This is a genomic window from Mycobacterium lehmannii (assembly GCF_002245535.1).
GTDB classification, from domain to species: domain Bacteria; phylum Actinomycetota; class Actinomycetes; order Mycobacteriales; family Mycobacteriaceae; genus Mycobacterium; species Mycobacterium lehmannii.
In genome coordinates this window covers 1-22304 of record NZ_NKCN01000043.1, presented here as the reverse complement: position 1 = coordinate 22304, position 22304 = coordinate 1, and the positions used below count along the sequence as shown (strand labels likewise).

The window sequence follows — 22304 nt, the reverse complement described above, 5'->3', positions numbered from 1 at the left end:
CCACCAGGCCGCCGCGGAAACACTCCGCCGAACCACCACCGGCACCCGCCAACCACTACACTGACCGCTGCTCACAGGTGGGGAATTTCAGCGAGCACACCTGGGGACTTTCGATGAGCGCCGTCAGCTCCACATTCCGGGCACGTAGCCGGCGCCGGTGGGATCGAGCCACGGAAACACCAGGAAGTGCGCCAACTCGGTCAGGCCCATCGAGGCAAAGAACGTCCATGCGAGATAGCGGGCAATTGGTCGCCGACGGTGCATGAGGACCGGCACCAGCAGCCAGGCGCCAGCCGAAACGACGACCAGCAAGACCACGGGAACTGACGTCACCGCGGGAGTGGGCACCCCTGTGACCTCCGCCAGGAAGGCGAAGAATTTCATCTGCTTCTCTTCGACGCGGTGAATCACAAACAGTGTCAACGCGATCCAGTATGGCGCGCGAATGTCGGTCCAGGTGCCGCCATCCGGCCGCACCAGCCATAGGAGTAAGCCCCCGACGAACCCGGTGGTGAAGATGATCATGGTCGCCAGCCCGAGCGCCCAATAGCCCACGGCCAACGTCCCGGCCGTCAACGCTACGGCGATAGCGACGGCCGGCGCGGGCAGAGCGCTGCTGTTCGATTTCGTGACAGTCATGGTGATGGCGTCCGGCTAACCTCTCGCAAGCGAGGCAAACTCAAATTTGCGGGTTGTCCGCTGAACCCCGTGATGCGGAATTCGAGCGAGCACCACACGACAACTTGTACCTGAGGCGTTCAGCATCATTCCGCCGACAGCGACCGGTCATGCTAGCGCGAGGAACAACTTCTCCAGTTCGGCTTCGGTCATCGGCTCGACACCCTCGGTGCTGTCTCCGGTGATGCATTCGCGCAGACCGGTCGCGACGATCTTGAAACCCGCCCGGTCCAGGGCGCGTGAGACGGCGGCGAGTTGGGTGACGACGTCTTTGCACTCGCGTCCCTGCTCGATCATCGAGATCACACCGGCGAGCTGTCCTTGAGCGCGCCGCAGCCGATTCAATACGGCGGCAATGCTGTCTTCGTCGCCAACCATCGCGATTTCCCTTCTGCGGTTTCGAGCAGGTCAACATTACCCGTGGGGGTATTCTTCCCGGTGCCTTCGCCTGGTCAGGCCGCGGCGGCTGGGTGCACGCGAGGGATGAGCCGCCGCAGGGGACAGTAGGCGGTTCGACGGCAGGTGACATAAGTGCCGACGCCGATCATGATCAGGGCTGCAGACGCGGCACCGACAGCCAGGGTTGTCTCCTGCGCGAGGAGCACCGACGCCATCACCAGAACGAACCAGCCGAAGACCGTGCGCAACGCATTGGGATCGACCGCGCCGGTGAAGCGTGCGCCGATCAGAGCGCCCACAACGGCGGCGGCGGTGACCACAGCGGCCATTGGCCAGTAGACCTGTCCGCTGGCCAGATGCCCCGTCAGACCGGCGAACGATTGCATCGCGATCACCACCAGGGAGGTGCCGACCGCGGCGGGCATCGGGAGCCCGGTCAGCACGGCCAGCGCAGGCACCAACAGGAAGCCGCCACCCGCGCCGACCAGCCCGCTGACCGCGCCGACGGCAACACCCAGCACGGCCATCTTGACCATGGGCACGCGCCGGACCGCGTCGCACGCATGGGTGTTGCTGCGGCCGCGCAGCATCGCACCCCCGGCGGCGAGCATGATCACCGCGAATGCGATCAGCAGTGCGGTCCCGGGAATGAAGCGGGCTAGCAGACCGCCGCCCACGGCCCCGGTCATGGCCGCCGCGCCGAACGGCAGCGCGACGCCCCACCGCACCCGCCCGGCCCGCACATGGGCGATCGCGCCGACCGCGCTGGTGACCGCGATCACCAGAAGCGAAGTTGCGATCGCCTGCGTGGCGTCCAGGCCCCCGACATAGGCCAGCAGCGGGACGGTCAGGATCGCGCCGCCCCCGCCCAGCAGCCCCAGCGCGACCCCGACCAACACGGCCAAGGCGACGGTCAACGCCATCATGGCGACCTCATCGCGGCAGATTCGAACCTCGCCTTGTTCAACATCTCGTGTCGTCCTGTCTGTCGGGGCCGGGACCGAACCGCGCCATCTCCGGAATACCTCGGGGGGTATGCGGGCTATAGTAGTCGATACCCCCCTGGGTATACATCGGATGACGCCGGAATGCGCCAGGGGTATCGGCTGAGACCGCACGGGTTTCTGCGTATCCGCGGGACATAGGAGGACGGACGGATGATTCTGGAGCAGTACTACATCGAGTGCCTGTCGCACGCGTCGTATCTGGTCGGCGACGAAACCACCGGGCGCGCAGTCGTTGTCGACCCGCGCCGCGACATCACCGAATACCTCGACGACGCCGCCAAACACGGTTTGACAATCGAAGGCGTAGTCAACACCCACTTTCACGCCGACTTCGTCTCCGGTCACCTGGAATTGGTGCAGGCCACCGGGGCGTGGATCGGCTTCGGCGCGGCCGCCCAGACCGACTACCCGATCCGCCGGTTGTCTGACGGGCAGCACCTCTCGCTCGGTGAGGTCGACCTGGAGATCCTCTCCACCCCCGGGCACACCTGGGAATCGATCAGCGTCCTGGTGCGTGAACGTGCCGGGGTCGACCCGGTCGCGGTGCTGACCGGCGACGCGCTGTTCATCGGCGATGTGGGCCGCCCGGACCTGGCCAACCTTGGTGATGGCTCAACTACCGACCTGGCTCGGGCGATGTATCGAACCATCCACGACCGCCTGCTGAGGCTGCCCGACCACGTCACGGTGATGCCGGCCCACGGCGCCGGGTCGTCGTGCGGCAAGAACCTCTCTGCTGAACTCACCTCAACCATCGGTGTGCAGCGCCGCACCAACCCGTCGGCGCAGCCGATGACCGAGGCCGAATTCGTGGAGCTGATCACCCACGGCCAGCCGGCGGCGCCCGCCTATTTCTCGGTTGACGCCGCGATGAACAAACGCGTGCATCCACTGCTGGATCAGCACCGCAACATCCCCGAACTGACCGCGGCCCAGCTGCGGTCCGCTCTGGCGGCCGGTGTCCGCGTGGTGGATGCCCGGTCGGTAGACGACTTCGCTGCCGGTCATCTCCGCGGATCGGTCAACGTCGGTTTCGACGGCCGCTTCGCCGAGACCGGCGGCATGGTTGCCGAGGTGGGTGCGACCATCGCGCTGGTCACCTATCCCGGTGAGGAGCAGGCGGCGGCCATGCGGCTGGCCCGAGTCGGCTCCGACAACGTGATCGGCTATCTCACCGTCGCGCATGACGGAAATTTCCCCGCCGAGCTGACCGACCTTGTTCAACCCGCACCGCGAATCGATGTCGCTGAGCTCGACCGCCTGCGGGCCGCGCATGCGGTGACGGTGATCGACATCCGCAATCCCGGCGAACGCGAAGCCGGGACGATACCTGGCGCGGTGCACATCCCGCTGGCACAACTGCGCACCCAACTGGCGCACATTGCCGGTGACAAGCCGATCGTGGTGCACTGCGCCGGCGGCTGGAGATCCAGTGTGGCCGCCTCCATGATGCGGGCCGACGGATTCGGACGCGTGAGCGACCTGATCGGCGGTTACAACGCATGGGCGCAGACCCACGCCGCAGCTGAAAGACAACAGCGCCAATCGATCTGAGCCACGGCGCCAGTTGAGCCGGATTGGCGCTCAGTCCCGGGTAATCCCACGCTGCTGGTGATCGCTGACTGTGTCGACACTCGCGTATTGCGCTGGTGCGGCGGCGAATCGTTGAGCGCACTCTGGTGAGCAGAACCACCAGTCACGATCGGCGTGACGCAGATGGCTGGCCGCCGTGCCAGGGTCGACCCGCACGCGGCACACCGGGTCGGTGGGGTAGCGAGCCGCCGGCAGGCACACCGCGTACACCTCCATCGGTGTCGCAATGTTGCGGAGTTTCTTGGCGCCCAATGGATCTGGCGATAGACCAAGCTGCGCGCAGGCCTGACGAACATTGTCGGTGACCACAGCCTGCCCGGCGCCGGCCAGCGCCGTGATGCGGGCGGCCACATTCACGCCGTGTCCGAAGTAGTCGTTGTCGCGGTGCACCGCGCTGCCGTGGTGAATGCCAGCCCGCAGTGCAAGGAAGCCGTCCTCATCGGCGGCCCGGTCAGCAAGCTGCAGGATGGTCGCCACCATCTGCTCGGGCTTGCTGGAGCGCAGCATGACCGCATCACCCATCGTCTTGACGATGGTGACGCCCGGCCATAGCGAGTCACGGGTCACGGCAAGCAGGCGGCCGGCCAGACTGGCCGCCTGTTCATCACCGCACATTTCAGTCAGGACGCTGAACCCAGACAGATCGACGAACGCGAACGTCGCCTCGACACTTTCCGATTCAGTCACCTGATCGTCCCTCTATCATCCCTCAGATGCGCTGATGTCTGGCGGCGCATCTGAACCGATGCATCACCCGCCACGGGCTCAGCAGCGCTCGTACCCGCAAGCCCACGGCGGACATGCGCGCTATTCGCAGCAGGCCGCGAGATCCTCGAGCATCATTCGGTGCCACCTCCTCGAGCATCCTTGTGCCGGCGGTGTTCGACCGCCAACAAGCGCCAGAGTGATTCGGTTGTGACGCAGCACTTTTGGTGGCTACTTTTGTGGGCCGCAGCCCGCGATCACGGCGCGGTGAGTAACGCAACGGATCGCTCCATTTCGCCCGCATCGGTTAGCTCCGGTACTGGTGTTCGGGTTGCAGGCGTCCGATCCCGGGTAGGAAGCGACCCACGCGGGAGGCGTAGCTGGTGTAGGCCACGCCGTGGACGCGGCGTAGGTAGGGCTCTTCGGCGAAGCGCACCTGTGCTTCTATGCCGATCACGGAAACCACCAGCCCGGCGACTGCCACCGCGTTGGGCACCATGAGCGCCAGGCCGATAAACGCGACAGTTGCGGCGGCGAAGACCGGGTTGCGAACGACCCGGAAGGCACCGGTGGTTACCAGAGTCGTGCGTTCCGCCTCGTCGATCCCGGTCCGCCAGGACGCGCCCATGGCCATTTGAGCGGCGAAGGCCAAGACTATGCCGAGCACTGCTACCGCGACACCGACCCCGCGCAGCATCGAATGATCCAAGATCGCCAGCGGCGACATGCCGGCCAAGTCGGCGACGGGTGCCCCGATCCCCACAGTCAGCCAACCGAGGTCGGTTCCGGCCAGCGCCCACCACTCCAGGGAGCCGTCAGGGCGCATCGAGCGCCGCGTGCCGATCTCTCCGGTGTGGCGCCGTTGAATCGCTGCGCGCAGGGCGCCCATCACCAACATCATGGCGGCGAACAGGGCCAGCACAGCATTCGCCATCACCGCTCACCCCCGGTGGGCACGGGCTTGGTTGCAGCGCCGAGCAGGTAATCACCCTGGATTCGGGTGAGCGATCCGAGCACCACCAGGCCGTGGTGGGCCAGTTCATCGAGGAACTGTTCGGCGCTGAATCGGTCGTCGGTGGGGTGATCGAACAGCCGCCGGTAGATTGGGCGCGCCAGGGCGTGCGAGGTGACCTCCTCGAAGTAAAACCGCCCACCCGGTGCGATCACCCGGGCGACTTCGGCGATGGCTTTTCGCCAGTCCTGGATGTGGTGCACGATCCCGAAATCGAAGACCCCGCCGTAGCTGTCGTCGTCGGCATCCAGTGCGGTGCGCAGATCGGTGGCGCTGCCCTGGGCCAGCCGGACCCGATCCCCGTAGCGGGCGAGGCGCCGGCCGGCGCGATGGATCATCGCCGGGTCCAGATCCACCGCGTCCGCGGTACCCGCCCCGAACCGTTCCAAGATCAGCTCCAAGCCGTATCCGGACCCACACCCGATCTCCAAGGCTGGTGTGCCGGGCAGCAGGCGACCGCCAAACCGCAGCAGCACCGGCACCTCATAGATGCGTTGCAGCCAGCACCGCGGCGGCGAATTCACCAGCCCGATCTCGGCCCGGTTCATCAACATCGCAGCCACCCCTTTCTACGATCGACGACGGTGTTCGAGTCATCCCACCGCTCGGTCCACTGATTGGGTTGTGACCGAACGCTTTTCGGCCCAAGAACGGGTAAGTTGTGTGTCGAGCAGACGCCACGTTCATGATCGTGATGTCGAACCCGCGATCAGCGACCCCGCCAAGATCCACCACCGCGTGCGTTTCCTACTGGATCTTCTCCGCCTCCCGAATCAGCGCCAGTGAACGCTATCACCGTAATTTGACGATCGATGCACCTCGCACGCTATCATCGTCGAATGGCGATGACAACGGGGGGATCCTCAACGCGACCCACCACAGACCTGGCACCGGCTGTGGCGCTGTTTCACGGCCTGTCCGACCCGACCCGGCTGGCGATCCTGGAGCGACTCACCGAAGGCGAAGCCCGCGTGGTGGATCTGACCGGCCTGCTGGGAGCGGCGCAGTCGACCGTGTCGGCGCACCTGGCCTGTCTGCGCGAGTGCGGCCTGGTCACCGGCCGTCCCGAAGGGCGGCAAATGTTCTACTCGCTGACCCGCCCGGAGCTGATGGATCTGCTGGCCTCGGCCGAGACGCTGCTGGCCGCCACCGGCAACAAGGTGGCGCTGTGCCCCACCTACGGAATCCGCGCCGGGGCAACGACCAAGACGAGGGGAAGTAAATGAGCGACGCGTGCGGCTGCGGCCACGACGAACCCACCACCGACGAACAGGCCGAGGAGCACGAGCCCGAACGCCTGTGGCAAGTGCGCGAACTGCAGTTCGCCGCCATTTCGGGGGTGCTGCTGCTGGCCGCTTTGATCGCCGGGTTCGCTGATGCCGCACGCCCAGTGGTGCTCACGCTAGAAGCGCTGGCCCTGGTCGTCGGCGCCTACACCTTCGTCCCCTCCACGCTCAAGCGGCTGGCCAAGGGCAAAATCGGCGTCGGCACGCTGATGACCATCGCCGCCGTGGGCGCGGTCATCCTCGGCGAGGTCGGCGAGGCCGCCATGCTGGCGTTCCTGTTCTCCATCAGCGAAGGCCTAGAGGAGTACTCCCTAGCGCGCACCCGCCGCGGCCTACGCGCACTACTGTCGCTGGTGCCCGATGAGGCCACCGTGCTGCGTGAGGGCACCGAAACCGTTGTCGCATCAGGCGAATTAAGGGTCGGCGACCGTATGCTGGTCAAGCCAGGCGAGCGGATCGCCACCGACGGGGTCATTCGCGAAGGGCGCACCGCGCTGGACGTTTCGGCCATCACCGGTGAATCGGTGCCCGTCGAAGCAGGACCCGGTGCCGAGGTGTTCGCCGGGTCGATCAACGGCACGGGCGTGCTGGAGGTCGAGGTCACCACCACCGCCGAGGACAACTCGCTGGCCCGCATCGTGCGCATCGTGGAGGCCGAACAATCCCGAAAGGGCGCCTCGCAGCGCCTGGCCGATCGCATCGCCAAACCCCTCGTGCCCGGGGTAATGATCGCCGCGACGCTGATCGCGGTGATCGGCAGCCTGCTCGGTGACCCGACCACCTGGATTGAACGCGCGCTGGTGGTGCTGGTCGCGGCCTCGCCGTGCGCCTTGGCGATTTCGGTGCCGGTCACCGTGGTCGCGGCGATCGGCGCCGCCAGCAAGCTTGGCGCCCTGGTCAAGGGCGGCGCCGCACTCGAGGCTATGGGTGCCGTCCGCGGTGTGGCTCTCGACAAGACCGGCACCCTGACCGCCAACCGGCCCGCTGTCATTGATGTAGCCGTCGCCGACGGCGCCACCCGCGAACAGGTTCTGGACCTGGCGGCGGCCCTGGAAGCGCGCAGCGAACACCCGTTGGCCGCGGCGATCCTTTCCGCCGTCGATGACGTCATCCCAGCCACTGATGTGGCGGCCGTGACCGGCGCCGGGCTCACCGGCCGCCGCGACGGACACACCATCCGTTTGGGCCGCCCCGGCTGGCTCGACGCCGGATCACTGGCCAGCGATGTGGCGCGCATGCAACAGGCCGGCGCGACCGCCGTCCTCGTCGAGGACAACGCGCGGGTGATCGGAGCGATCGCCGTGCGCGACGAACTGCGCCCCGAGGCCGCCGACGTCGTCGCCCAACTGCATCGCGACGGCTACCACGTCGCGATGCTCACCGGCGACAACCACGCAACCGCGGCCGCACTGGCCAAGGACGTCGGCATCGACGCCGTGCACGCCGAACTTCGGCCGGAGGACAAAGCGCGGCTGATCGAAGCGCTGCGCGCCGAGCGCTCCACCGCCATGGTCGGCGACGGCGTCAACGACGCCCCCGCGCTGGCTACCGCCGACCTCGGTATCGCCATGGGCGCGATGGGCACCGACGTGGCCATCGAAACCGCCGACGTGGCGTTGATGGGCGAAGATCTACGGCGCCTGCCGCAAACTTTCACCCACGCGCGCCGGGCCCGCCGGATAATGCTGCAAAACGTCGGCCTATCACTGGGACTGATCGCTGTATTGATTCCGCTGGCGCTGCTCGGCATTCTCGGCCTAGCCGCCGTCGTGCTGGTCCATGAGGTCGCCGAAATCGTCGTCATCGCCAACGGTGTCCGGGCCGGCCGCGCCACAGTGCTGGTCACCGCGCCGGGGGAGCGCTCCGTGAGCCGGATTTCCGCGGCGCCGGTGGGCGCAGGTCAGTGAATGCCGGCAGATCCGCCTTCGCTCTCGCCGAGGCATTCGTAGTCGCGTCGATCGTCGGGTGTGCACGCGATCCCGGAGACACCGCGACTTGCACATGATGCTGTCTTCGGTTCTGCCCGCAATCGGCTTGTTCATCGCCACCAACGTCGACGACATCATCGTGCTCTCGCTGTTCTTTGCGCGCGGCGCGGGGCAGCGCGGGACAACGGCACGGATCACCGCAGGCCAGTACCTAGGTTTCGCGGGCATCCTGGGTGCGGCGGTACTTGTGACGGTCGGCGCAGGGGCATTCCTTCCTTCCGAAGTGGTCCCCTATTTCGGACTTATCCCCTTAGCCCTGGGACTGCGGGCGGCATGGGAAGCGCGGCGCGGCAACGATGAAGATGACAACGATGGAGGGATCGCAGGCAAGAACGTCGGTATTTGGGCTGTCGCAGGAGTTACTTTCGCCAATGGCGGCGACAACATCGGCGTCTACGTTCCCGTCTTCCTCAACGTCGTACCCGCGGCGGTAGTGGCCTACTGTGTCGTCTTCCTCGTCCTCGTCGCAGTGCTGGTTCTCGCCGCCAGATTCGTCGCTACCCGCCAGCCGATCGCCGACGTCCTCGAACGCTGGGAACACGTGCTATTCCCCATCGTTCTGATCAGCCTGGGCATCTTCATCCTGGTGAGCGGCCTCGCTTTTTGAGGATTGCGGCCACTGCTGGCCGACACGATAAGGCTCGTCGACCACACCTACGTAGACGAGCAGTAGGAAGCGGTGTCGGCAGCGGCGTGCCTTAGGCCAACATGCGGAAGGGACTGAGAAGCTGAACCTGTGAAGGCGCTAGCGACTGGACTTGTCGCACTGGTGGTGCTGCTCGTCGTCCCGACGCCCGTCGCGAACGCGGACATGGCCCAGCGTATTGCGCAGGCAGAGGCCTACCTCACCACTCGTCCTGGCACCGTCGGCTATGTGTTCCGCGACCGCACAACTGGACAGGCGCACCGCAACGACGCGGCCGGCACGATGAGATGGACCGCGTCCACCATCAAACTCGCGATGGTGGTGGATCTGTTGACGCGGGCGCGCGCTGGCCAAATCAGTTTGAGTCCGGCCGACAGCCAACTCATGGCCGACATGATGCATTCCTCTGACAGCGACGCCGCCGATACGCTCTGGAAGCGCTACAGCGGACCCGACAACATGGCGTTCAACCGCAATTTCCCCGCCTATGGACTGACCAGTCTGCAGGCGCAACAAGGGTTCAGCGAAACGTATCCCTACTGGGGTTTCCAAAAATCGACGAGTGACGACCTCGACCGACTGATGAACTACACACTCACCAAATTGCCGCCGGCGCAGAGCGCGGCGATTGTCGCGGAGATGCAGCACCTCGATTCAAACCAACAATGGGGCGTGTGGGGCGCGGGTGCGGAAATGTCTCCGGGCAACAAGAACGGATGGTCACAGGAGCAAGGCGGGTGGGTGGTCAACAGCGTCGGTTTCGCGGGTCCACAACAGCGATACACCTTGGCAATCATGAACTCACTCGAAGGGGAGGGCGGCTACGAAGACGGCGTTGAAACGACAACGCGCCTGGCCCAGATATTGCTCTCGCCGGCCTAGGGGTTGCCCGCAATAGTCGGAGCTGCGAAGTCCGCGCGCGGGCAATATGATGCCATCGGTATTCAGCGCCAAAACTGGTGCGGGACTGAGGAAGTCGGTAAGCGACACCTCGCAGTGAGGCGTGGCTACTGCCTCGACGGATGAGGTGGCCAACGAAAGGGGAGTGGCAAGGCTCAAACGGCCCGGACCGCTCCGTGACGATATACGTAGTTAATACGTAGAAGAGCGTAACTCATTCGTCCCATAGATAACAGGCCTCACATGCGCCGTAATCGATATATGCAGGAATCAGATGACGAAGCGCGAGCACAGATCACCCCTCTGCTACCTGCACCACCCGCGCAGAAAACACTAATGCGCCACGGAGTTGTGAGCCCAGGCGCTCCCGACGACCGGTCAGGCAAGCCGAACGCTTCGGTGGACGCTGATCGGTGCGACGCCGAACATTTCGTGGAACGCGCGGTTGGCATGAGAGCTGTCGGCGAAGCCGGCGGCGTGAGCCGCGTCGGTGATTGTCCCTCCCGTACGCGCGACTTCCATCGCTCGGATCAGGCGCGCCCACCGGACATAGGCTGGAAAGGACAGACCGACGTCGCGCGCGAACAGCCGGCCTAGCCGGTCGGCCGACAGATGCACCGCAGCAGCGACGTCGGTCAGTCGAACTGGGCCGCTGAGGAGGTCGGGTATCAACGTGATGGCAGCCGACACAGCCGGGTGCGTGTCGGCGTGAGCGTTAACTTGTTTTTCTGGTCCGACAAGCTCGGCGATCACGGCATCGGCTGCAGCTGCGAGATCGTCTGATCGCGGAAGATCTGCCGAAAGGCGTTGAGCCGCTGCAATCCATCCATCCACCTCTGGCCTCGTGGTCCGGTCGACGAGAGCTTCGACTCGGCGCCCGTATGCGCTGGCCGAATCGAGATAAATCATGAGTCCAGTCGCTGCGCCGGCATCCACAGCGTGTGCGGCGCCAGACGGAATGACACCGACGCGACTCTGGGCACTGTGTCCGGACGAGTCGGTGAGAAGCACAGGGTCATCGGCGGCGATGGCGATCTGAACGGCCGCATGCGAGTGACCATGCGCGGCACCGAGGCGGCCGCCGTAGATCAGCCGACCCGGCTCGATCACCGCTGTACCCGACCACGTCACCTCTTGAGTATGCCGTCGTCGGCCCCGGCGCCTAGAGACTTCGACGACTCGCTTCGCGTGAAGGTCACCGGATCTGTACATGCGCCGCGGTCTAGACACTTTGAAGACTGAAGACATGGCGAAGACACTTGTTCGGTACGGCTACGTGCCGCTGATGTTGATCGGTATAAACGGCGCCGCGATCGGGCTGGCACATGCACCGTGGGCTGAGTCATGGATGGCTGCGCTCATTGTTGCGGCGATCGGATTGTCGTTCGTCGCTGAGCGGATTCTGCCCTACACCGATGAATGGAACACCTCGGTTGGTGATGGGCGCCGCGACGTGGCGCACGCTTTCATCAACGAGACCTCGCTGCTCCTTACAGTGCTGGTTATCCCGCTGATGGCCGCGCTGTCACCATTCGGTCAACGTTGGCCTTCGTCGCTGCCCTTCGTCGTGCAGGTTCTGATCGCGATCGTCGTCACCGACTTCGGCGTGACCGTCGCGCACCTGGCCAGCCACAAGGTGGGGTGGCTGTGGCGCTTTCACGCCGTGCATCACAGCGTCAAACGGTTCTACGGATTCAACGGACTCATGAAGCATCCCCTTCACGGAGCTTTGGAACTCGCGGCGGGGACCGTGCCTCTGCTCTTACTCGGCATGCCCAAGACTGTGGCCGAGGTTTTGACCGTGTGCATTGCGGTACAGCTGTTGCTTCAACACTCCAACGCCGACTACCGCATAGGTCCGCTGCGGAAAATGCTGGCACTTAACGAAGGTCATCGCTTCCATCACCTCAAGTGGGCAGGCATCGGTGACGTGAATTTCGGCCTGTTCACGCTCATCTGGGACCACGCGCTGCGCACATTCTCTTTCGACCCGCATCGCCGGTTCAGCAGCGACGACCTCGGCATGGCCGCCAAGCCGAACTACCCGGTCGGCTATCTGGCTCAGCTGGCTGAGCCGTTCCGCGCGACCGGCGCTTGCCAACTCAAGGACGACGCAAACGACAGCGCTCAAACTGTGGCGAACCATTCATGACGAGCACCCTCTATACCAATGCCACCGTCCTCACGTGCGACCGCTCAAACTCGATTGCCGAAGCGGTTGCCGTGGCTGACGGGCGCATCACCGCCGTGGGCAGCGAGGCTTTCGTCCGCCGCACTGCCGGACCGGACGCCGCCGTCGTAGACCTCGACGGGGCCACGGTGATGCCGGGCTTCATCGACACCCACCCTCACCTGCTGCACTTCGGGGTGATCGCCGAGCCATTGGTCGATCTCGGTGACGCAGTCGACCATATGGACATCGCCGCGCGCCTCGCTGTCCGCACCAAAACGACTCCGGCGGGGGAGTGGATCATGACCACCCCGGTAGGAGAGCCGCACTACTTTCTGCGACGGTCCTACCGCCACCTCACCGAAGGGGTCTTACCTGATCGAATCACACTCGACCGTGCCGCGCCGCACCATCCCGTGTTCATTCAGGCTTGGGCGCCGGTCATCCCGAACACCTGTGTGCTGAATAGCGCAGGATTGCAGCGCCTGGGCATCGACCGGCACACCGCCGACCGCGTCGGCGAGGTCTGGGTCGAAAAAGACGCCAGCGGTGAGCCGACCGGGCGGCTCCACGGCGCGGTCACCCTCTACTACAACAACGACGACTTCATGAATGGCCTGCTGCGGCAGCTACCGCTGTTGCAGCCCAATGCATTCGAGCCTGGCGTCGTTCACGCGATGCGAGACGCTAATGCACGCGGTGTAACCACCATCTACGAAGCCCACGCTATGGACTTCTCTCACATCGAGCTCTACCAGTGGCTGCGCAGCACCGATCAGCTCAGCTTGCGCGTGCAGTGCGCACCCGAAGCCCACATCTATGGCATGCCCGACGACGATCCGCTTGATGTCGACCGATTACTTGCCCGGCTTCGGCGAGCGGCCGGCATGGTCGACCGAGACGACGACATATTGCGCATCGACGGCATCACCATTGGCCGCGGCGGACCCTGCCACGCCGGACAGTTGCTGCTCCGTGAGCCGTATCGGGGGCCTTTCGGCACCATGACATCTGGACGATCATTTGTGCCTGCGGACACCGTCGAGAAGGTCATGCGGTTCTGCCTTGCCAGCGGCCTACGGCTGAACATGATGATCGCCGGCAACGGTGAACTCGATGACTATCTCGAACAGCTCGAAGGCCTCGTCGGGCCGCTACGCGCGGAGGACCGTCCGTGGATCGTGCAGCATGCAGCAATCGCCGAACCCGAACAGATCAGTCGCCTCGCCGCCTTGGATCTCGACCTCACCACCACCATGTCGTTCTCCTGGGGCAAGGGTGAGCTGTTCGCCGACCGTGTCGGCGAGGCCATCCTCGAGCACCTCGTGCCGCTGCAGCGGTTTCTCAACGCCGGGCTCACCGTAGGCTGTGGCACTGACTGGGGGCCGAAGAACGTCTTCGAACATCTGGCCCTGGCTGCGAAACCGCGCTACGGCGCTTCTGGACGTGCCGCCGCTACCGCCGGGGTCTCTCGCATAGACGCGCTCGCCACCTGGACGCGCACTGCTGCACAAGTATTGAGGTGGAATGACATCGGGTCACTCGTCGCCGGCCATCATGCCGACATGATTGTCGTGGATCGCAACCCGTTGACCTGTCCGCTCTCTGACCTGCCTCATACCCGCGTCCTAACCACCATGCTCGGCGGTCGCCCGGTCGGCGGAAGCGTCACTGACAGCACTGCAACCGTAACTCCCGCGTAGAGGCTACGTGACCGGAGGCCAGCCGGTCTGAGCGCTTCGGTGTCGTGCAAGCCATTTACCCATCATGCGCTAGTGGCGGCCAAGCGCCGAGCTCAGCGTCGACTCAGCGGCGCTCGGCTGGTAACAGGTAGTCGAGGTGTCTTCATCAAATCTTCATCGGAACACGAACGCACCCATACATGGGGTCCTGAGGCTGAACTGAGGCGGCGAGAGCGTTCGCCCCGCTGATGCGTGATGTCACGAAGTTGTGAGGAAGGATGTGCCATGCAGCACAGGCGAAATGGATTGAGGCTCGCGGCTTTGGCGGCGGCGGCCATGTTGGTAGGAGCCTGTTCGAACACCGGAACAGACTCTGCGCCAGCGGTCAGCCCTACCTCGGCGGAAGCGTCGGTCTCGCCCAGCGCGGCCGGCAGTGTCGCTACCCATAATGACGCCGATGTGAGGTTCGCTCAAGGAATGATTCCCCATCACCAGCAGGCGATCGAGATGAGCGACATGCTTCTCGGTAAACAAGGCATCGACCCCGAGGTTGTGTCGCTGGCAAACGAGATCAAGAACGCTCAGGCTCCCGAGATCGAGCAAATGCAGGGATGGCTCCGAGAGTGGGAAGTCTCTTCCACACCTACGCCGAGCGGCACTGGCATGCCCGACCAGGGCATGCCCGGACATCAGATGCCTGGTATGAGTGGCGGGCACGGCATGATGTCGGATGCCGATATGGCCGCGCTGCAGAACGCGCAGGGCGCTGAGGCCAGCCGGCTTTTTCTAACGCAGATGATTGAGCACCATAAGGGCGCGATCATGATGGCGCAGCAGGAAATTGACAATGGTCAGTTCCCCGCGGCGATGGAGATGGCGCGCAACATTGTGTCGTCTCAGCAAGCAGAAATCGACACCATGCAGGGAATGCTGGACAAGTGACCAATCCCAAGTGGGCTGGGCGGGATCGCGTTGATGTGCGGTTATCCGAGATTCTGTTGAGGTTGCGCGATAGGCAGGTCGACGGTGAATACTGCACCGGCGTCGAGTCCAGCGCTGGCTGCGACTATTGAACCGCCGTGAGCCTCGACCAGCGCCTTAGCGATCGCGAGCCCTAAACCGGCGCCGCCGTGTTCGCGATCGCGGGCGGTGTCTGCGCGATAGAACCGATCGAACACTCTCCTGAGGTGCTCTGCCGGGATTCCCTCGCCTGTGTCGGAGACAGCGATCTGTAGCCGGCCGCCGTCCCGGCCACAGCTCAGCTCGACAGAGCCGCCGAATGGCGTGTGCCGCAACGCGTTTTGCAGCAGATTGCCAATGACCTGGGACAGTCGTTGCTCGTCTGCCCACAGCGGCGGTAGTCCCTCCTGGACGCGAACAAGCAGCGCCACTCCTTTCTTGCTGTAGCTTTCCTGCGCAGCGACGACGCACTGGCGCGTTAAGCGGTCGACATCAATGTTCGCGTAGGACATCGAAACCGAGCTTTCTTCGGCGTTTGCGAGGGCGGCGACGTCATCGGAGAATCGCACAAGCCGCCGGGTTTGGTCGCGCAGCATGGCGGCTGTCTGCGGCGTCAGAGTGCGGATGCCATCTTCGAGCGCCTCGATGTATGCCTCCAACACAGCGACTGGTGTCCGGATCTCATGCGCTAAGTCTCCGAACAACCGCTGCCGCGACGAATCAACAGCCTGAAGCCGGGAAGCCATCTGATTGAAGGCGGACGAGAGGGCATCGAAGTCGTCGCCGAGGCCCGGCGGCGACACCCGAATGTCATAGTTGCCCTGCGCGACATTGGTTGCAGCGGAAGCGACCTCGGCGATGGACCGCTGGAGCCGTCGACTGATGTAGAAACTGACAGCCAGTGCGGCCAGTATGGACACCGCCAAGGCGCCTCCGAGGGAGATCACCGTTGCGTAGCCGTAGGCTTCTTCGGCGTGAACTTCCTCCGGGGAGTCCATCGGCACCCCTGCGCGATGCAAATGCTCACGAAACAGGGGAGGGCCGACGACGGCGGCCACTACCAAGGTTGTCGCGGCCCCGGCCGCGAGCACAATGGCTTGGGCTGCCAGGAGCCTCAGGCCGATGCCGGGGCGGCCACCTCGTCGAAATGGGCGCAGCATTGACGTAGCCGGGGGACTCATTTTCCGGACCCCATCCGGTAACCCACGCCTCGGACAGTGGCGATGTAGCGCGGGCGAGTTGCGACGTCGCCGAGTTTGCGCCGCAGGTGCCCGATGTGGACGTCAACGAGGTGCTCGTTACCGACCCAGGGTCCGTCACGCACGATTTCGAGAAGTTGGCGACGGGTCAGCACGATGCCCGGCCGACCTGAAAGAGCTTCGAGAATGTCGAACTCTGTGCGAGTCAACAGGATCTGTTCGTCGCCGATGCGTACCTCACGGGCGGCGACGTCGATGCTCAGCGCGCCGAAGCAGCGTGGTGGCCTCACGTCAAGTTCGGCGCGTGCAGTGACCGACTGCAGGACACGCGGCCGCCGCAACATGGCGCGAATGCGCGCTACCAACTCGCGCGGGCTGAAAGGTTTGGTGATGTAGTCGTCGGCGCCGACACTGAGGCCGAGGACTGTATCGAGTTCGGTGTCGCGAGCGGTGAGCATGACGACGTAAGCGTCAGAGAATGTGCGCAGCTGCCGGCAGACCTCCAGCCCATCGATGCCGGGAAGACCGAGATCAAGGATGACGACATCAGGATCAAGGTCGCGGGCGACGGCGATCGCGTCGACGCCGTTGCCCGCCACGACGGCTTCGAACTGTTCGCGTTCCAAATAACTGGCGACCACTTCGGCTAGGGGAAGCTCGTCGTCGACGACGAGCGCGCGGTAACCGTTTGCCTGCTCAGGCGGTGTGCCCGGGTGGTGCTCCATGCCCATATGGTGCCCGCTGATGCGGCCGCGGTGACGTGCCACCGTCGGAGAGCCTCGATCTTCAGCAGATCTTTACCAGACTCATACCGATTGCAACCTGCGGCGGGGTGACGCTGGACGCCGAGGAGGCGAGATATGCGTTGGATGACTGTCGTGTGCGCGAACAGTGTCGGGTCGGAAGTGTGGCTCATTCTGAGTGTCGTTGTCGTTGTGCTGTGGGCTGCGGCTATCGCCGGAGCAATGGCGTTACTTGGCGCTTCGCCGTGGCCGCGCCGTTCCGAGCGGCCGGACTCTGCGCAGGAATCTGTTGGAACTGCCGCGCCGGTGCGGACTGACCGGTAGAGCGGTGCACTCACCGTGGCCCCGCTGCCAGATGTCAGCACTCGATCAAGCTGGTGACGTACGGCGTCGCGCCGGATCGGCCGTGTCTTTTCAGAAGGAACGAGATCATTCGGCCGAACGGCGGACCTTGAAAAGGACGGCAGACATTTCCAAAGCGATGATCACACGTTGGGTGTGGCGAATCGACGGTTTATCCAAGCCGGCCGCTACATTTGGGGGCTGGGGTCACACGGCGACTGGGCGAACTCGTCGGGGAGATCAGGAGTGGCACGCAAATGGACAGCGACAACGAAAACTCGGCGACCTCGAAGCGTTGGGCATGAACTGCCTGTGGATTCGCATGGAGCCCGTCACGGTGCTCCATCTCGTCGACGAGATTTCACGACACCGCCAGGTCGCTCGCACCACCGTGATGTGACTGTGGCCAATCTGTATCGCAAGCCCTGGACGAAGAAGAGTGCTGACCACTGACCACTTGGTCCCACCGAGGGCGGTTCTGTGTATGGAACGACGATGATGACAACGGCGGTGTGGCTACTCCTCTACGGCGCTACGCTCGCATGGTTGGCTCCGCCCATTCTTGGGCGGATGACCGCTTCCGGCATCAGCCCCCGCATGGGCGCCGCCGCATGGATAGCCGCGGTGGCCGCGGCGCTGGTGACATGGCTGGTTGCGCTCGCGCTCGCCATCGGAGCGACGGCAGACAGCGTTCACACAGGCGCGGTCGTGACGCTGTGTCTGGAACTGTTCGGCTTCTCCGATCACACGCGTATGGCCGGCCCTATCGGGTTACTTACCCTCATCGTGGCTGCAACGTTGACGTTGGGGCTTGTCGCGCTTCGTGTTTGCCGGTGCATATCTCGCCTACGCGCGCGAAGTCACGAGCATGCGCAGGCCGCGCGGATCATCGGCCGGCCCACCGGTCACCCGAACGTCGTCATGGTGGAAGACGACCGTCCGGCCGCCTACTGCGTCGTCGGACGCCCCAACGCAATCGTCGTCACCTCAGCGGCACTCAGGTCGTTAAGCCGGTCTGAGCTGAAAGCGGTCCTTGCCCATGAAAACGCCCACATTTCTGGGCGTCACCACTACATTCTCATGGTGCTGCGTGCCGTGGCGCTCACACTTCCGCGACTACCTCTCTTCGCCCGGGCTGAGCGCTGTGTGGCGGAGCTGCTGGAGATGTGCGCTGATGACACCGCGGCACGTCGGGTGGGTACCCGACCTCTGCTCACCGGCTTGATCGCTTTGGCCGGACACCAACCCGTTGCGTACGACGGCCTCGCCGCGGCGGCGACGGCGGTCGTCACTCGCGCGCAGCGGTTGGTCACTCCTACACGCAGTCACGTGCAATGGCGCCATCGCATCTGTTTGGCCGCCATGATTTGCGCAGTGGTTGCCGCGCCTACCCTTTTTCAAGTGCTCTGCCACCACTAGACATTCGAAGGCTGCCGAGGCTCGCAGCAGGCGGATGAACGTCGACATATCAGCCTCAATCATCAACTACTGATCTACGTAGTAGATACATAGATCGTGATACGCTAAGGCTCCCAGTAACCATGTAGGTGACGCAGTTAAACGATGCCCCACATCGGCGAAGGAGACTGTCACGACCATCGATTCACACCCCGGAGTCCGAGTGGACGGTGACGCACGTCCGGTGGTGGCCGCCGGCCGAATCCGCGTCTTGCTCGTTGAGCCGCGGCGCATCTACGCCGACATTCTGGCCCACAAGATGCGCGCCGATGATTTCGTCGTTGCTGTCGCATGCTCAGAAGCCGCAGCACTCAGTGCACTGCGCGAGTATGACCCCGACGTGGTGGTGGTGTGCGTGGGCGAGCAGGGTGCTGCTGTTCTGGATCGGGTTCGCCAGGCGGCAGGCGGTGGTGTCGTCGCGCTTGCTGACGCAGAGATCGCGCCACTAATGTCACGTGCTGGAGTGGTCGCCATTGGGCACTGCGAGACGCTGAGCGCACGAATTCGGCGCGCCCTCAGACACATTCGCCTCTACGGTGAGATCGGCGACACGCGGCGACGCCGCATTGACGACCTCGTGGTCGACGTGGCCGCCCGGCGTGCGTTCCGAAGCGGAGGCGCCATATCGCTTACTCGGATCGAGTTTGCGATCCTTCAGGCTTTGTCTGACAATCCGGGCGAGCCCGTGACCTGCCGACGCCTTGAGGAGATCGTGTGGGGCTCTCCGCATTCTGGCGGTCGTTCCGCTCTGGGAGTGCACATCGGAAATCTTCGCCGAAAGCTGGGCGACGACCCGACATGTCCGCGCTACGTCCGCACGGTCCGCGGCATCGGCTATTGTTTACTCGGATAGCTCATCACGCGGCGGCCTGAATTGCGTTGCGAGCTAGCGAATTTGGGCGCTGCAACTAGCTCTCGATAATTCGAACGACGTAGGGTGTCATTCCCGCCGTACGTACGGGTGAGACCTTGATGGGAACGCCTGTCTGTTGGGCCTCAATCATCTGTCCCCCGCCCAAGTAGATCGCCTCATGCTGACTTCCGCCGGGCCCCCAGAACAATAGGTCGCCGCGCTTGGCTTGAGAGGGAGGCACCTTTCTGCCAGCGTTGTACTGATCGCCCGACCATCGTGGCAGCAGTACACCGACGCCGGCGAACGCAAAACGTGTCAAACCAGAGCAGTCGAATCCGACGGTGCCTGCTCCCTGGTCGACACCGCGGCTCGGGCCGTTCAGGCTGCCGCCTCCCCAGGAGTAGGGAACGCCGATCTGCGTTCCGGCCCTGCGAATGACGTATTCGATTGCCTGGGCACCGTACAACCTATTGCCGCGAACGGTCATTTGAGGACTAGCCGTGGGACTGGCAATTCCGAGGCTGCTAAGAAAGCTGCGCCCTAAGTCGACCGCTGTCTGAGTTGCGGCGGCCGTTGCCTGTAGCGACGCATTGGCGATGGCTACCGGATCGCCGGGCGCTCCCGCGCTCGGCAGCTTTGGCAGTAGTGGATCCCATTGCCCGGCGGTCGGTTCGGCGGATGCCGCTGGGGTGCACGCGAGGAATAGCGACGCGACAACAGTGAGGACCACGCTAGCGGCGCGCCGAAAATCGATCCGGGAAGGGCAGGCGCGCTTTGAGCGCACGCCACGGGCAGTAGGTCCCATGTTGAATCTTTCTTCCGGCGGTCGAAGCGGCGGGCCGCGGGCTGCCAAACCTTGGATCTGGCGACGGTTCGCATTGAGTAGCAACCACGTACGTAGCGAGTACGTAGATCAGCGTAGCTCACAAATGCATCATTAGTAACACCGGCAACATAATTACAAGGCTGGAATTCGCGGGCTGCAGGTGGCAGTGAAAGCGCATCAAGCGCGGTGTGCACGTGTGCGGGGCCAACTGCTTCGGATGCAATAACGTCCAGGGCATGGCCGGAGCCTCTTGCAATGGCCCGCCCACGCGACCTAATTGGTGCTGGCCGACATCATCGTCGGTGGATAACGATCCGACCGAAGACAAGGGCTGTTTTCGGACGTTATCCCAAGGCGCCGGTTGCAACGACGACACAATTCTCTGTAGCAGCGTTGAGGCCTCGTCAGCGGGGGATTACGCGAGGAACTTCAACTCCGTTTTCCGGCGCGGGTACCGATCGAGGAACTTCTATGCTGTTCTCCTGCACGATTATCGGGTCACCGATGTTGACCGTGTTGAAGTACCATTCGGCATCCTCAGGGCTGAGGCTGATACACCCGTGGCTGACGTTCTCATAGCCGAGCGAATTGATCGCCCACGGAGCTGAATGCACGAAGAGGCCACGTCTGGTGAAACGGACGGCGTATTCCACGTCGAGTAGATAACCGTCGGGCGAGTCGACGGGGATGCCGACGCTGCTCGAATCCATCACCACGTCGCGCTCTTTCGCCAAGACGGTGTAGGTACCTACGGGTGTGGGGTACTCAGGGCGACCCATCGAAGCTGGGAACACGCCCGGCTTTCCCCAGTTGGGACGGTGGTGTGGCGCTGGGAGCACGGCCGCCTCCACGCCGTCGATAGTCACGGTGAATGTGTGATCCGCGGTGTTGGCAACGCCGACCACAGCGGGACCCGTCGCGAAGTTCGTCTTCATCCCGCCCACAGATAGCGCTATCGCGCTGTTAGCAGGCCAGAATTGATTGGGAACCCATTGAACGACGTTGTCTGCGAGCCAGTCGAATTCACCGGTCATCGCGGGCGACGAAGTGATGTCGAGGGCACGTTCGGTTGCGCGCCTGTCGGAGACTGGCCCGCCGAAGGTCACGACCACGGGGTGTGCGACGCCAACGACCGCGTCCCGCGTCGGTGAAACAGACGCGATGCTATTCCCCGACGGCTGCTTCGTTGCCGCGATGCTTGTATCGACCGGACCCATGACCACACTCGCAGGAATCGTGATCGCGGCAAGAACATACCGAACAACCCCACGCATCGTCTCGGGCTCCCTCGAAATTTCGACTGTGTCAATTGATGCTATGGGTGGCGCAGCGAATGAATACGCAAGGGCGTGTTAGCAATTCGATCAAGTGTCCGTCACGGTTTGGCTACAGCGAGTAACAGCAGTGGTGCTGACACGGAAAATCTCCGGGCAAAAGGCCGACCTCCCAAAGATCCCACGCCCCTGTGAAACAGGGGTAGTCACAGATCCGGCAGTACCCCTCAGGGACTTGCAAGTGGTCATCTCCCTCCCGGGTGACAGGCACGGCTCAGCCCGCCTCAGAAGCGTGGCCGATTGCCGCGCACGCTCCCAGAACCTTTGATTTGAAGCACCTTCAGCAGCCTGGTGGCGGCGCCCCGGGTAGGCGCGAGGGTACTCATCGAGGGGGGGGGGGGGGGGGGGGTTCTGGCATTATTCCCCCCCTTTCTTTTTTACCCACTTGTGCCTGCCCGAGAGGGGTTGCGGTATAGTCCGGTGGTGTCGCGGTGTCATAAAACAAAACGTATATCACACTGCGCGGCACACGCGACATGAATCTCGTGTACACTGCACATTCATCATGACACCGTACTAACTA

21 protein-coding genes are annotated in these 22304 nt (G+C 63.9%); 10 read left to right on the top strand and 11 right to left on the bottom strand.

The window, feature by feature from the left end; all coding sequences use genetic code 11:
* Positions 1-123 precede the first annotated feature (123 nt).
* The 3 genes from CEX87_RS26070 to CEX87_RS26060 form a co-directional block, all read right to left on the bottom strand.
* The gene (locus CEX87_RS26070; protein ID WP_233151535.1) at positions 124-639 is read right to left on the bottom strand and encodes a hypothetical protein; all 516 of its coding nucleotides are present in this window, start codon (positions 637-639) and stop codon (positions 124-126) included.
* 147 nt (positions 640-786) lie between these two features.
* On the bottom strand, positions 787-1056 hold the full coding sequence (locus CEX87_RS26065) for a metal-sensitive transcriptional regulator (RefSeq protein WP_066811056.1): 270 nt from the start codon (positions 1054-1056) through the stop codon (positions 787-789).
* Between the two features lie 74 nt (positions 1057-1130).
* Complete coding sequence (locus tag CEX87_RS26060; protein WP_094289761.1) at positions 1131-2003, bottom strand: sulfite exporter TauE/SafE family protein; 873 nt, start codon at positions 2001-2003, stop codon at positions 1131-1133.
* A gap of 231 nt (positions 2004-2234) precedes the next feature.
* Here CEX87_RS26060 and CEX87_RS26055 point away from each other — a divergent pair, with 231 nt between their 5' ends.
* Positions 2235-3638: an MBL fold metallo-hydrolase gene (locus CEX87_RS26055; RefSeq protein ID WP_066811051.1), complete on the top strand. Its 1404-nt coding sequence runs from the start codon at positions 2235-2237 to the stop codon at positions 3636-3638.
* A 30-nt stretch (positions 3639-3668) separates the two neighbouring features.
* Here the strand turns inward: CEX87_RS26055 and CEX87_RS26050 are convergent, their stop codons facing one another.
* From CEX87_RS26050 to CEX87_RS26040, 3 genes are all read right to left on the bottom strand, one after another.
* Complete coding sequence (locus CEX87_RS26050; RefSeq protein ID WP_066811048.1) at positions 3669-4364, bottom strand: adenylate/guanylate cyclase domain-containing protein; 696 nt, start codon at positions 4362-4364, stop codon at positions 3669-3671.
* 325 nt (positions 4365-4689) lie between these two features.
* Entirely contained in the window at positions 4690-5316 is a 627-nt protein-coding gene (locus CEX87_RS26045; RefSeq protein WP_083997716.1) for a methyltransferase family protein, read from the bottom strand.
* The gene (locus CEX87_RS26040) at positions 5316-5948 is read right to left on the bottom strand and encodes a class I SAM-dependent methyltransferase (RefSeq protein WP_233151534.1); all 633 of its coding nucleotides are present in this window, start codon (positions 5946-5948) and stop codon (positions 5316-5318) included. Before CEX87_RS26040 ends, CEX87_RS26045 begins: the two co-directional genes overlap by 1 nt.
* Positions 5949-6233: 285 nt before the next feature.
* Between CEX87_RS26040 and CEX87_RS26035 the strand changes: the two genes are divergently transcribed.
* The 4 genes from CEX87_RS26035 to CEX87_RS26020 all read left to right on the top strand — a co-directional run bounded on the left by CEX87_RS26035 (position 6234) and on the right by CEX87_RS26020 (position 10196).
* A complete protein-coding gene (locus tag CEX87_RS26035) occupies positions 6234-6620 on the top strand; it encodes an ArsR/SmtB family transcription factor (RefSeq protein WP_083997715.1) in 387 nt (128 codons plus the stop codon).
* Positions 6617-8587, top strand: a complete 1971-nt coding sequence (locus CEX87_RS26030; protein WP_094289759.1) for a heavy metal translocating P-type ATPase — start codon at positions 6617-6619, stop codon at positions 8585-8587. The genes CEX87_RS26035 and CEX87_RS26030 overlap by 4 nt, the downstream gene beginning before the upstream one ends.
* A gap of 94 nt (positions 8588-8681) precedes the next feature.
* On the top strand, positions 8682-9275 hold the full coding sequence (locus CEX87_RS26025; protein ID WP_066811476.1) for a cadmium resistance transporter: 594 nt from the start codon (positions 8682-8684) through the stop codon (positions 9273-9275).
* Positions 9276-9434: 159 nt separating this feature from the next.
* Positions 9435-10196 (top strand): serine hydrolase, encoded by a 762-nt coding sequence (locus tag CEX87_RS26020; RefSeq protein WP_066811473.1) that lies wholly within the window; start codon positions 9435-9437, stop codon positions 10194-10196.
* A gap of 396 nt (positions 10197-10592) precedes the next feature.
* Here CEX87_RS26020 and CEX87_RS26015 read toward each other — a convergent pair whose 3' ends face one another.
* Positions 10593-11345, bottom strand: a complete 753-nt coding sequence (locus CEX87_RS26015) for a helix-turn-helix transcriptional regulator (RefSeq protein WP_066811038.1) — start codon at positions 11343-11345, stop codon at positions 10593-10595.
* Positions 11346-11460: 115 nt separating this feature from the next.
* Between CEX87_RS26015 and CEX87_RS26010 the strand changes: the two genes are divergently transcribed.
* The 3 genes from CEX87_RS26010 to CEX87_RS26000 all read left to right on the top strand — a co-directional run bounded on the left by CEX87_RS26010 (position 11461) and on the right by CEX87_RS26000 (position 15008).
* A complete protein-coding gene (locus CEX87_RS26010; protein ID WP_066811035.1) occupies positions 11461-12366 on the top strand; it encodes a sterol desaturase family protein in 906 nt (301 codons plus the stop codon).
* A complete protein-coding gene (locus tag CEX87_RS26005; protein ID WP_066811031.1) occupies positions 12363-14087 on the top strand; it encodes an amidohydrolase in 1725 nt (574 codons plus the stop codon). Before CEX87_RS26010 ends, CEX87_RS26005 begins: the two co-directional genes overlap by 4 nt.
* A gap of 264 nt (positions 14088-14351) precedes the next feature.
* The gene (locus CEX87_RS26000; protein WP_066811028.1) at positions 14352-15008 is read left to right on the top strand and encodes a DUF305 domain-containing protein; all 657 of its coding nucleotides are present in this window, start codon (positions 14352-14354) and stop codon (positions 15006-15008) included.
* A 41-nt stretch (positions 15009-15049) separates the two neighbouring features.
* On the opposite strand, the gene CEX87_RS25995 is transcribed toward CEX87_RS26000, so the two are convergent.
* Entirely contained in the window at positions 15050-16207 is a 1158-nt protein-coding gene (locus tag CEX87_RS25995) for a sensor histidine kinase (RefSeq protein ID WP_066811025.1), read from the bottom strand.
* Positions 16204-16956 (bottom strand): response regulator transcription factor, encoded by a 753-nt coding sequence (locus CEX87_RS25990; RefSeq protein WP_066811022.1) that lies wholly within the window; start codon positions 16954-16956, stop codon positions 16204-16206. The genes CEX87_RS25995 and CEX87_RS25990 overlap by 4 nt, the downstream gene beginning before the upstream one ends.
* Positions 16957-17880: 924 nt before the next feature.
* On the opposite strand from CEX87_RS25990, the gene CEX87_RS25985 reads away from it, so the two are divergent.
* Together CEX87_RS25985 and CEX87_RS25980 are read left to right on the top strand one after the other, a co-directional pair.
* Complete coding sequence (locus CEX87_RS25985; RefSeq protein WP_233151533.1) at positions 17881-18729, top strand: M56 family metallopeptidase; 849 nt, start codon at positions 17881-17883, stop codon at positions 18727-18729.
* Between the two features lie 202 nt (positions 18730-18931).
* On the top strand, positions 18932-19621 hold the full coding sequence (locus CEX87_RS25980; protein WP_233151532.1) for a winged helix-turn-helix transcriptional regulator: 690 nt from the start codon (positions 18932-18934) through the stop codon (positions 19619-19621).
* Positions 19622-19676: 55 nt separating this feature from the next.
* Here CEX87_RS25980 and ripB read toward each other — a convergent pair whose 3' ends face one another.
* Complete coding sequence (gene ripB / locus CEX87_RS25975) at positions 19677-20426, bottom strand: NlpC/P60 family peptidoglycan endopeptidase RipB (protein ID WP_083406459.1); 750 nt, start codon at positions 20424-20426, stop codon at positions 19677-19679.
* Between the two features lie 425 nt (positions 20427-20851).
* Positions 20852-21721: a L,D-transpeptidase gene (locus CEX87_RS25970; RefSeq protein WP_066811019.1), complete on the bottom strand. Its 870-nt coding sequence runs from the start codon at positions 21719-21721 to the stop codon at positions 20852-20854.
* Between the last annotated feature and the right edge of the window lie 583 nt (positions 21722-22304).